Raw genomic sequence first — 11,458 nt, forward strand, 5'->3', positions numbered from 1 at the left:
ACCGGTGTGCGGTCACCCCCGGCCGCACACGTCACTCATATCGCGCAACGACGCCCGCAGACAATCAGGTATTCCCCCGAGAGCAGGCACGATACCGGCGTCGGCCGTCACACCCAGGGTGGTCCAGGGTCCCCAGTTGAGCGCACCGACGGCCAGACCGACGCCCTCGGCGAGTGGCAGCACGGGGTAGACCTCGCGGATCCGGGCGCCCTGCACGTGCAGCGGCCGGCGCGCGCCGGGCATGACCGAGGCGAGCAGATGGAAGAAGCGCCGCCCGTACACGCCCCCGACCAGCACCTCCTGGGCCCGTCCCGGCAGCGCGCCGAGGAGCTGCAGGACCGCGGCGGCGCCCTCGGGCTGGCCGCTCGCGGTACCGCGCTCCAGCAGCGCGGCCACCCGGGTGACGCGTTCGGCGGGGGTCATGGGTCCGGTCGGCAGGTCGACCGACACCGCGGCGGTCCGGTTCCCGCTCGACCGGCTGCCCACGCCGCGGGTCGTCCGTGTGGTGAGCGGCACCATCGTCCGGACGTGGTCGGGCGCGCCGCCGGCGTGCGCGGCCAGGTGGCGGTGCAGGAACTCGGCGACGACGGCGAGCACGAGCACCGTCGTCCCGACGCCGTGCGCCCGGGCCGCGTCGCGGACCTGCTTGCCGTCCAGCCGGACCCCGATTCGCCGCGGCCCCGGCGAGGACACCCCGCCCGACAGCGGGGAGCGCCCGGCCGTGCCCGCGAGCGCGAGGCCCGCGATCCCGCGTGCGACGCGGGCGCCCGCCCGGATCCGGTCGCGTCGCGTCCGGGGGGCGGCGGTCTCGCCGGGGCCGCGCGCGGGCAGGGCGGCCTCCTCGTCGGTGAGGAGCCGGATGAGCGCGTCGGTGACGGCCAGCCCGTCGCCGAGGGCGTGGTGGACCTTGGCGAGCACGCCGATGCCGTCGCCGCCGGTGTGCCGGGCGATCAGCAGCTCCCAGCCGGTCGCGACGGGGTCCACCGGCTCGGCGAAGAACGCCGTGAGCGCGTCGTCCCAGGTCTCGTGGTCGGCCCCGGGCCCGACGTGCACCGCCCGGGCCCGGACGTGCCGGGCCGGATCCGGGGCGGTGTCGACGACCCAGCGCCGCGCCCGGCCGGGCCGGGAGGGCGCGAGCCGGCGGGTGAGCAGTTCGATGTGGGCCGCGCGCTCGGTCACCAGCGACGCGACGTGCGCGCGCCAGCCCTCCGCGAGCGCCGGGTCGGTACCGGGACCGTCCGGGTCGTCGATGAGCAGCCGGGCGCCGACCTGCTGGGGTACCGCCGGGGTGGCGGCGTAGAGGAACAGCGCGTCCTGGCCGCGCACGCGCTCACCGGGCCGGGTCGTCGCGGCAGGGGCCGCGGCGGTGCTCGCGGCATCCGCGGCCGTGCTGCCGGTGGGGGACCCTGCGGCGGGGGACCCTACGGCCGGGACCAGCGCCGCCACGTCGGCGGCGAGGTCGGTGCCGTCGAGGCGGGCGCGCAGCCGGGCGGTGACGTCCGCGCGGGCCGCGGGGTCGGCGAGCGCCTCGACGGCGGCCCGGAGGTCGGCGGGGCCGGGGCACACCGTCGCCAGTCCCGCACCGGCCAGCAGCTCGGCGTTGGCCCGCCCGTGGCCGGGGATCGGGGCGAACAGCAGGAGGGGACGCGCGCACGCGATCGCCTCCAGCGCGGTCGCCCCACCGGCGTTGGTGACGACGGCGTCGCAGTCGCGGGTCGTCGCCGCCGGGTCGGAGACCCAGTCGACGACGTGCATCCGCACCCCGCGGGGATGCGCCCGCGCGACCTGTTCGAGCCGGGTCCGCACCGACGGCACCCGGCCCGCGCTGACCAGCACGTCCCCGCCGCCGTCGAGGACGGCCGTGCAGGCGCCCGCGACGTCGCCGAACGCCAGCGACCCGCACGAGACGTAGACCAGCGGCCGGGCGCGCACGGGCGCGTCGGACCCGGGCGGGGTGAACGCGCCGACGACGGGCAGCGCCGCGACGCGGACCGCCGCACCGGGGACCGCCCTGCGCAGCATCCGGGCGCCGTCCTCGGTGCTGACGAGGTGCACGTCGAGTGCCGCGTCGCCCCACAGCGGGTGCGGCGCAGGGTCGGCGACCAGCGCGACGGCCGGCATCGGCAGCCGCCCGGCGCGCCGCAGCCGGCCCAGGCCCAGCACGGCCTCGGGGAACGTCGCGACGACGAGGTCGGGCCGGTGGGCGTCGACCGCGGCGGCGATCCCGCGCGCGCTCCACCGCGACACGACCGCCCGCGTCCCCGCGCGGAACGGCGCGGCGTGCCACAGGAGCCGGAAGTACAGCTCGTAGAGCCACGGCAGCCGGCGCACGCAGCCGGCGTAGATCGCCGGGAAGAGCCGCCCCGCGCCCTGGCCCATCGCGTCGAGGGTCTCGGTCCAGGTCACCTCGACGCCGGGCCACAGTGCCCTGGCCCGCTCCTCGACGGCGCGCGCCGCGGCGTGGTGGCCCTCGCCGAGGCTGCCGGTGACGAGCAGGACGCGCCGCGGCGCACGGCCCGCGGCCGCGGTGGCGGGGCGGCCCCCGGCGACGGTGCGCACGTCGCCTGCCGGGGTCTCGGCACCGGTGGTCGTCCCGCTGGTCATCCCGCCATCCGTTCTGGTCGTGTCCGCGCTAGCGTGCGGTCGTGGAGCTGAGCGGCCCGGCCCCGGACGGACCTCCCGAGGGCCCGGGACACGTGCTGGTGCTGTCGGCGCCGGTGGGGGAGGGCCACGTCGCCGCGGCCCGGGCCCTCGCGACGCGGATGCGCGCGCTGTGGCCCCGCGCGGTCGTGCGCGAGGTGGAGAGCACCGGGAGCACCGCCCGCGACGCGGCGCTGGCGCGCAGCTACGCCGCGACGATGCGCTACGTCCCCGGCCTCTACGGCGTCGCCTACGACGCGTTGCTGCACGCCCCGCGCGCGGCGGCGCCGTTCAAGGCGGTGAGCGCGGCCCGGGTGGGTCACGACCTCGCCCCGCTCGTCGAGGCGGAGCGGCCCGACCTCGTCGTGTCGACCTACCCGATGACGACGGGCGGGCTGGCGTGGCTGCGCCGCCACGGGCGGCTGTCGGCGCGCAGCGTCGCCGTGGTCACCGACATGGCCGTGCACCCGTACTGGGCGTGGCGCGACGTCGACGAGACCTGGACGCTGCTGGAGTCCTCGCGCGAGCAGGCACTGACCGTCGTCCCGGGCGCCGACGTGCGGGTCGCCCCCGCGGCCGTCGACGTCCGCTTCGCCCCGCGGGACCGGCACGCCGCCCGGGTCGACCTCGGGCTGCCGGTCGTCGGCTTCACGGTGCTGGTCTCGGGCGGGTCGCTGGGCTTCGGCGACGTCGACACCGTGGTCGACGCCGTGCTGGCCGCCGCGACGGCGGACAGGCCGGTGCGGGTGGTCGTGCTGTGCGGGCGCAACGAGCGGCTCAAGCGCGACCTGGAGGCGCGGGGGCTGCCGGAGACGACGCTGCGCGCCGTCGGCTGGACCGACCGGGTACCCGATCTCATCGCGGCCGGCGACGTCGTGCTCACCACGGCGGGCGGGGTCATCGCGACCGAGGCGCTCGCCGTCGGACGGCCCGTGGTGTTCGCCACGCCGGTCGCAGGGCACGGCCGGGCCGGCGCCCGGCTCGCCGAGCAGGCGGGGCTCGCGCTCGTGTGCCCGCGTCCGGCCGACGTCACCGCCACGATCGCGCGGCTGGCCGCCGACCCGGACGCCGTGGCGCCGCTCGAGGCGCGGGCCGCGGAGTTCGGCGTCCGCGACCTCGACGCTGCGCTGCGCGAGCTGGCCGGCCGGGTGCGGACACCCGCGGGCCGGCCCTGAGCCGACGGGTCGGGGGCTCAGCCCACGCGCACCGGCGACGGCAGGCCGATCCGCAGCCGGATGCCCTGCCCGCGCATCGACCGGTGGAACCACCACAGCGACGCGACGATCCCGAGGCCGACCAGCGAGTACGACCCGGCCGTGGACACCATCAGGTAGTTGCCGACGGTCTGGGTCGCCAGCACCGCGAGCGTCGTCGCCCCGTTGACGAGGAAGACGATCGCCCACAGCAGCGACACCCGCTTGAAGAACCGCTTCATGTGCGGGTGGTCGGTCAGCGTGTCGGGGAACGCGCAGAAGTCGTCGGCCAGCTTGGCCAGCAGCGGACGCTCGAAGCCGAGGGTCACCAGCAGCGCCAACGCGAACACGAAGTTCTGCACCGTCGGCTGCAGGAAGTACAGGAACGCACTCCCCGTGCAGAAGCCCACCACCGTCCGCGCCAGCAGCAGCAGCGTGCTGATCACCAGGATCGCGGGGATCTTCCGGCGCAGCACCACCCGCCGCCCGATCGCCACCGCCGACCACGCGAGCGCGGCCAGCAGCCCCGCGTCGAAGCCGGCCTGGGTGAACAGCACCCAGAACAGCGCGAGCGGGACGAGCGTCGACTCGAGCAGCGGGCGTCCCGCCTGTCGCAGTAACGACCCGATGGGGGGCAGGTGGATCAGGGTCGTCATGCGGTGGTGGTCCGGCATCCGCGCGGTCCGCCTCTCCGGGGGGGTTCGGGGTCTCCGAAGCATATCGGTCCCGATAACGAGGAGGTAACGGGGCTGCTGTCCGGTTCGCGGCAGCTCGTGCCGAACGGGCCGTCTCTGACGTGGCGGGCCTCAGCTTCCCGCCGCGGCGCGGATCGACTCGCGCAGCGACCCCATGGTCGCAAACACCGCCGACGGCTCGTACCCGCAGTGCGCCATGCAGTTGGCGCACCGCTCGTCCTTACCGCGACCGAACGCATCCCAGTCGGTCTCCTCCAACAGTTGCCTGTAGGAAGAGGTGTACCCGTCATCGAGCAGATAACACGGCTTCTGCCAGCCGAGCAAGGAATACGAGGGAATCGCCCACGCCGTGCAGTCCAGGTCGACCTTGCCCTCGAGGAAGTCCAGGAACACCGGCGAGTGGTTGAGCCGCCACTTCTTGCGCCGCCCACCGTCGAACGCCTTGCGGAACAGCTCGCGGGTCTGCTCGACGCCGAGCCAGTGCTCCTGGTCGGGCGCCTTCTCGTAGGCGTAGCCGGGCGAGATCTGCATGTTGTCGATGCCGAGCTCGTCGTTGAGGTAGTCGAGCACGTCGATGACGTCCTGCGGCGTGTCGGTGTCGAAGAACGTCGTGTTCGTGTTCACCCGGAAGCCGAGCTCCTTGGCCTGCTTGATCGCGGCCACGGCCTGGTCGAACACGCCGTCCTTGCTCACCGACGCGTCGTGGCGCTCGCGCAGCCCGTCGATGTGCACCATCCACGCGAAGTTCTTGTGCGGGGTGAACTTGTGGATGTGCTTGGGCAGCAGGACCGCGTTGGTGCACAGGAAGACGATCTTGTTGCGGTCCAGCAGCTGCCGGACGATCTCATCGATCTGCGGGTGCATGAGCGGCTCGCCGCCCGCGATCGAGACCATCGGCGCGCCGGACTCCTCGATCGCCGCGACCGCCTGCTCGACGGGCATCCGCTGCTTGAGCAGGGCGGCCGGCTGCTGGATCTTGCCGCAGCCGTTGCACTTGAGGTTGCAGGCGAACAGCGGCTCGAGCTCGACGAGCAGCGGGAACTTCTCGACGCGCTTGATCTTCTGCTTGATCAGGTAGGCACCCAGCCGAACCGACTGGCGAAGCGGCATGGCCATTAGTGGCTCACCTCCTTGGGAAGGGTGAATCGGACGTGCTCGGATCCGGTCGAGGTGGCCGTGACGGTCACCGGGCCGAGCCCGGACAGGCAGCTGACGACCTCGTCCACGAGGTCGTCGGGGGCGGACGCGCCGGCCGACAGCCCGACCCGGCCCACCCCGGCCAGCCAGGAGAGGTCGAGCTCGGACACGTCGTCGACGAGGTGGGCGGGCACACCCTGGCGGGCGGCGACCTCGGCGAGGCGCCGCGAGTTCGACGAGTTGGGCGACCCGACCACGATGACGAGGTCGACGTCGGCAGACACCGCGCGGATGGCGCGCTGCCGGTTGGTCGTCGCGTAGCAGATGTCGTCCTGGCGGGGCGCCGCGATCGACGGGAACCGCTCGCGCAGGATCGCCGCGATCCGCTCGGCCTCGTCGACGGCGAGCGTCGTCTGCATCGCGTACGCGACCCGCGTGGGGTCGGGGACCTCGACGGTGCGCGCGGACTCCTCGTCCTCGACCACGGTCACCCGCGCGGGGGCCTCGCCGACGGTGCCTTCGACCTCCTCGTGGTCGGAGTGGCCGATGAGCAGCACGGACTCGCCACGGCGGGCGTGCCGCCGGACCTCGGTGTGCACCTTGGCCACGAGGGGGCACGTGGCGTCGACGACCGAGAGCCCCCGGGCGTCGGCGTCGGCGCGGATCGCGGGGGAGACACCGTGTGCGGCGAGCACGACGTGCGCCCCGGGCGGGACCTCGTCGACCTCCTGGACGAACACCGCGCCGCGGTCGGTCAGCCGGCGCACGACGTGGGCGTTGTGCACGATCTGGCGGCGCACGTAGACGGGGGCGCCGTAGCGGTCCAGCGCCCGGTCGACGATCTCGATGGCCCGCTCGACCCCCGCGCAGAACGACCGCGGCTCGGCCAGCCGCACGGTGCGCGGTCCGGTCGCGTCGAGCCACGTGCGCAGCGCGGGCGCCGCCCGGCGCAGGGTCCGCAGGGCCGTCAGGCCGCGCACCGGGGTCCCGGGCCGCAGCAGCGGGGCCCCGGGCGTGTCGACGACGACGCGCACCACCGCGAACGGTCCGCCCGCCGCGGCCGCCGCGAGGTCGGCGGACTCCATGTCGACGACGAGCGCACCCGTCGTGGCCAGCGCGATCCGCTGGTCGCCGTCGACGACCTGCGGCGTGCTCACGACCGGTCCGACGTGCACGCGCAGTCCCAGCGCGCGCAGCGCGGCGGCGAGCGGCCGGGCCGTCGGCACGGCGACGGGCCCGCGCGCGCCGGTGCCGTCGCGGACCTCGTCGGCGACGACGACGTCGCCCGGCTCCAGGTGCGGGGCGAGCGCACCGGCGACGCCCGCGACGAGCACCGGGCGCGGCCCGTCGACGGCGAGCGCGCGCGCGGTGCCCGCGGCGCGCCGGCCCATCCCGGTGCGGACGAGCCTGACCCCGGCCAGCGCGTCCCCGTCGAGCGCGCGGCGTTCGACCGCCAACGGTGCGCACACGACCGGCGGTCCGAGGGTGTGGGGCAGCGGGGCCGTCATCGGGTGCCCTCGCCGTGGACGTAGCGGCCGAGCGCCGACACCGGGAAGACCATCCGGTAGAGGTGGTAGCGGATGTAGAACGCGCCGGGGAAGCCGGTGCCGGTGTAGAGCGTCTCCTCCCACGACCCGTCGGGGAGCTGGGTGTCGACCAGGTACCGCACGCCGCGGGCGGTCGCGGCCGAGTCCCGCTCGCCCGCGGCCAGCAGCGCGAGCAGTGCCCACGCCGTCTGCGACGGTGTCGACGCGCCCTTCCCGATCCACGCGGGGTCGTCGTAGGAGCGCAGGTCCTCGCCCCAGCCGCCGTCGTCGTTCTGGTGGCGTTCCAGCCAGGCGACGGCCCGGCGGATCGACGGCGCCGTGGGGGACACCCCGGCGGCGACGAGTGCGGGGACGACGCCGCCGGTGCCGTAGACGTGGTTGGCGCCCCAGCGGCCGAACCAGGAGCCGTCGGGCTCCTGCGCGGCGAGCAGCCAGTCGACGCCGCGCCGGCAGGCGTCGGTGCCGGCCAGGCCCTCCGCGGCCATCATCTCGACGACGTGCGCGGTGACGTCGGCCGACGGCGGGTCGATGACGGCGCCGAAGTCGCAGAACGGCAGCTTGGTGATCAGCTCCCGGGTGTTGTCGGCGTCGAAGGCGCCCCAGCCGCCGTCGCTCGACTGCATGCCGACGGTCCACGCGACACCGCGGTCGACGGCGGCCCGCAGCCGTGCCGGGTCGGGATGGGCGACGCGGCGCAGCGCGAGCACGACCTCCGCGGAGTCGTCGGTGTCGGGGTAGCCGTCGTTGTCGAACTCGAACGCCCAGCCGCCGGTGGGAATGTCCGGCCGGCGGACGGCCCAGTCGCCCCGGACGTCGCGGACCTCCTCGGCGAGCAGCCAGTCGGCGGCGGCGAGGACGTCGGGGTCGTCGGCGGGGACGCCGGCGTCGAGGAGCGCGGTGACCGCGAGGCAGGTGTCCCACACCGGGGACTGGCAGGCCTCCAGCCGCCGCACGACGCCGTCGGGGGTGTCCTCGCGGACCAGGAACCGGTCGAGCCCGCGCAGGCCGGCGGCGACGGCGGGGTGGTCGAGCGGGTAGCCGAGCAGGTGCAGGGCCAGCAGCGAGTACACCCACGGCGGCTGGATGCCGCCCCACGAGCCGTCGGCCTCCTGACGGGCCAGTACCCACTCCGCGGCGCGGCGCATGGCGAGCCTCCGCAGACCGCGCAGCGGGCGCCGGGAGTACGCGTGCAACACGCGGTCGAGCCGCTGGAACGCCCCGGCCCACGTCCAGGGCCGCGCGGGCGGGGGCGGCACCGCGCCGGTGCGCAGCTCGTCGACACCGAAGGGGAGCGGGCGGCTGGGCCGCAGCGTCGCGACCACGGTCAGCGGGACGACGGTCTGGCGCGCCCAGCAGGCCCAGTCGTAGACGTTGAGCGGGAACCACTTCGGCAGGAAGATCAGCTCGGGTGGCATGTCCGGGAGCTCGTCCCAGGACCAGAGACCGAACAGGGCCAGCCAGATGCGGGTGAAGACGCGGGTGCGCTCCAGGCCGCCGTGGGCGAGGACGTGGTGCTGCGCGCGACGCATGTGCTCGGCCGCCGGGTCGTCGCCGGCGAGCCGCAACGCGACCCAGGCCTCGACCGTCGTCGACAGGTCGGGCGGGCCGTCCTGGAACGTCGCCCAGGTGCCGTCGGCGCGCTGACGGGAGCGGATCCAGCGGGCCGCCTCCGCGGTCTCGGTCTCGGTGCGGATGCCGAGGAACTCCCGCAGCAGCAGGTCCTCGGCGTCCATCGTGACGTTCGTCTCGAGCTCGCCCTGCCACCAGCCGTCGGGGTGCCGGCCGGCGCGCAGGAACGCGACGGCGGCGTCCAGCGCGGCCCGCGGCGTGCGGGTCGCGAGGAGCTCCGGCGCGGTGAGGGTCATCAGAACTCCCTGTCGACGAGGTGGTGTGCGACGGCGACGAGCTCGGCCGTGGGGCCGGGGAGGAGCCCGGCGCCGGTCACGGCGTCGAGTGCGCGGTCGCGGCGGCGGCGGGCCTCGGCGGCGGCCCACTCGCGGCCGCCGCCCTGTTCGACGAGCCGCGCCGCGGCGTGCAGCTCGTCGTCGGTCGGGTCGCCGTCGGCGGCGAGCCAGTCGCCGAGCTCGCGGCCGATGTCCCCGCCGTTGCGGATCGCGTAGGTGACCGGCAGCGACTTCTTGCGCGACCGCAGGTCCGACAGCACCGGCTTGCCGGTGACGCCCGGGTCGCCCCAGATTCCGAGCAGGTCGTCGACCAGCTGGAACGCCATCCCGACCTCGTGGCCGTAGGTGTGCAGCGCCTCGGTCTGCGCGGCCGGGGCGCCCGCGAGCACCGCGCCGATCGACGCGCTCGCCGCGAGCAGCGACCCCGTCTTGCCCGCGGCCATCGACAGGCACTCGTCGACCCCGACGTCGTCGCGCGACTCGAACGCGAGGTCCTCGGCCTGGCCGCGGATCAGCTCCCGGGTGGTGACGGCGAGCAGCCGGGCGGCCGGCGCCGCGTGCGGCGACGGCGCCTCGAGCAGCACCTCCTGCGCGAGCGCCAGCATCGCGTCGCCGCACAGGATCGCCGACGACGCGCCCCACTGCACCCACACCGTCGTGCGGTGCCGGCGTTCGGTGTCGCCGTCCATCAGGTCGTCGTGCAGCAGCGAGAAGTTGTGCACCAGCTCGACGGCGACCGCCCCCGGTACGCCCACCTCGACCCCGGCACCGGCCGCGGCGGCCGAGAGCAGCGCGAGCGCGGGCCGGACGGCCTTGCCGCCGCCCGCGCCGGGTGACCCGTCGAGCTCGGTCCAGCCGAGGTGGTAGCGGGCCTGGGTGCGGCTGGCGTCGTCGAGGCGGTCGACGGCGGCCTGCAGCGCCGGGGTGACGGTGTCGCGGCCGCGCCGCAGCACCGCGGTCGCCACCTCCCGGTGGCCGGCACCGTGGTCCGGGGACCCGGGCACCGCCCGGCTGCCCAGTGTCGCGGTCATGCCGCCGCCCCCGCGGCGACGGTCGCACCGGAGTCGGCGAGGACCGCGGCGGCCGCGGCGTCACCGCTGCGCACCGCGCCCTCCATCGTCGCGGGCCACCCGGTGGCGGTCCACGCGCCGGCCAGGGCGAGGCCCGCCAGCCCGGACACCGGCCCGGGACGCAGCGCGGCCTGCCCGGGGGCGGCGCGGAACGTCGCGTGCGGCTCGCGCGTCACGAAGAAGTCGAGCACCCGGGCCGTGGCGGCGGCGGGCAGCACCGCGGCCAGCGCCGGGAGCATCCGGTCGCGCAGCGCGGCGACGGGCAGCCCGATCAGGTCGTCGGCCGCCGACAGCGACACCGCCAGGTACTGCGCGCCCGGCGGATGCACCGACTCCGCGCCCGACGAGGCCGTCCGGTCGAACACCCACTGCACCGGGCCGTCGACGGCGGCGGCGAACTCGTGGTGCAGCACCCGCCGGTCGTAGACGACGTGCACGTTGACGATCGGGGAACTGCCGAGCCGCCCGGCCCAGCCGTCGGGCAGGTCGACGGCGCCGGCCGGCAGCAGCCGGGTCGCGGCGGCGGGGGGCACGGCGGACACGATCCGGTCGGCCACGATCTCCTCCTCTCCTGCGGGTCCGGCGGTGCCGGGCCCGGCCTGCGCTTGGGTGTCCCGTCCGGTTCGGGCGGTGGTGCGGGTGACGGCGACCCGCCAGCCGTCGGGGGCCGGGGTGAGCGACCGGACCCGGGCCGAGGTCCGGACGTCGACGCCGGCGGCGCGCAGTGCGCGGCGGGCGGCGTCGTCGTGGAGGCGGCCCAGCGGCACCCGGGCCCAGCCGATGTCGCCCGCCGCGGCGTCGGTCAGCAGGCCGAGCTGGAACACGGTGGCGGCCAGTGCGAGCGAGGCCTCGTCGGCCCGGGCGTTGAGCGTCGCGATGCCGACGAGGTCCCACAGCGTCTCGACGGCCCGCGGCCGCTGCCCGTGCGCCGCCAGCCAGTCGCCGAACGTCCGGGCGTCGACCGCCGGGTCGGTGGGGTCGACGCGGCCGAGTGCGAGCGCCGCGCCCAGCACCCGCACCCGATCGGCGACGGGCATCGGCCGGTAGCGCAGCAGCGCCGCGCCGAGGTGCAGGGGAGCAGGCAGCCCGCTGCGGCGCAGGCGCGACGGAGCCGCACCCGGCGCGAGCACCGGGATGTCGAGACGGTCCTGCAGACCGACGTCGGCCGTGACCCCGAGCCGGTCGAGCAGCGCCAGGTAGGAGGTGCAGCAGCGCAGCACGACGTGCTGGCCGGTGTCGACGTCGAGCTCGCCGCGCCGGAAGGAGCCCGCG

General features: G+C 76.1%; 8 protein-coding genes. 1 reads left to right on the forward strand and 7 read right to left on the reverse strand.

What is annotated here, in order from left to right; genetic code table 11:
• Positions 1–12: 12 nt before the first annotated feature.
• Positions 13–2,604 (reverse strand): WS/DGAT domain-containing protein, encoded by a 2,592-nt coding sequence (locus PSD17_RS27315; protein ID WP_339125132.1) that lies wholly within the window; start codon positions 2,602–2,604, stop codon positions 13–15.
• A 41-nt stretch (positions 2,605–2,645) separates the two neighbouring features.
• Here PSD17_RS27315 and PSD17_RS27320 point away from each other — a divergent pair, with 41 nt between their 5' ends.
• Positions 2,646–3,815, forward strand: a complete 1,170-nt coding sequence (locus tag PSD17_RS27320; protein ID WP_339125134.1) for an MGDG synthase family glycosyltransferase — start codon at positions 2,646–2,648, stop codon at positions 3,813–3,815.
• 17 nt (positions 3,816–3,832) lie between these two features.
• Here the strand turns inward: PSD17_RS27320 and PSD17_RS27325 are convergent, their stop codons facing one another.
• The 6 genes from PSD17_RS27325 to hpnE all read right to left on the reverse strand — a co-directional run.
• Entirely contained in the window at positions 3,833–4,489 is a 657-nt protein-coding gene (locus PSD17_RS27325; protein WP_103380232.1) for a VC0807 family protein, read from the reverse strand.
• Positions 4,490–4,639: 150 nt separating this feature from the next.
• Positions 4,640–5,644: an adenosyl-hopene transferase HpnH gene (gene hpnH, locus PSD17_RS27330; protein ID WP_013675771.1), complete on the reverse strand. Its 1,005-nt coding sequence runs from the start codon at positions 5,642–5,644 to the stop codon at positions 4,640–4,642.
• Positions 5,644–7,173 carry a 4-hydroxy-3-methylbut-2-enyl diphosphate reductase gene (gene ispH, locus PSD17_RS27335; protein ID WP_339125138.1) on the reverse strand — a complete coding sequence of 510 codons (1,530 nt, stop codon included), beginning with the start codon at positions 7,171–7,173 and terminating at the stop codon, positions 5,644–5,646. Before ispH ends, hpnH begins: the two co-directional genes overlap by 1 nt.
• Positions 7,170–9,077: a squalene--hopene cyclase gene (shc, locus tag PSD17_RS27340; RefSeq protein ID WP_013675769.1), complete on the reverse strand. Its 1,908-nt coding sequence runs from the start codon at positions 9,075–9,077 to the stop codon at positions 7,170–7,172. Before shc ends, ispH begins: the two co-directional genes overlap by 4 nt.
• Positions 9,077–10,147 (reverse strand): polyprenyl synthetase family protein, encoded by a 1,071-nt coding sequence (locus tag PSD17_RS27345; protein ID WP_103380201.1) that lies wholly within the window; start codon positions 10,145–10,147, stop codon positions 9,077–9,079. The genes shc and PSD17_RS27345 overlap by 1 nt, the downstream gene beginning before the upstream one ends.
• A partial coding sequence (gene hpnE, locus PSD17_RS27350) for a hydroxysqualene dehydroxylase HpnE (protein ID WP_339125142.1) occupies positions 10,144–11,458 on the reverse strand: 1,315 nt, incomplete at its 5' end. The genes hpnE and PSD17_RS27345, both read right to left, overlap by 4 nt.

Origin of the sequence: Pseudonocardia sp. D17 (assembly GCF_036984265.1) — a bacterium.
GTDB lineage: Bacteria > Actinomycetota > Actinomycetes > Mycobacteriales > Pseudonocardiaceae > Pseudonocardia > Pseudonocardia benzenivorans.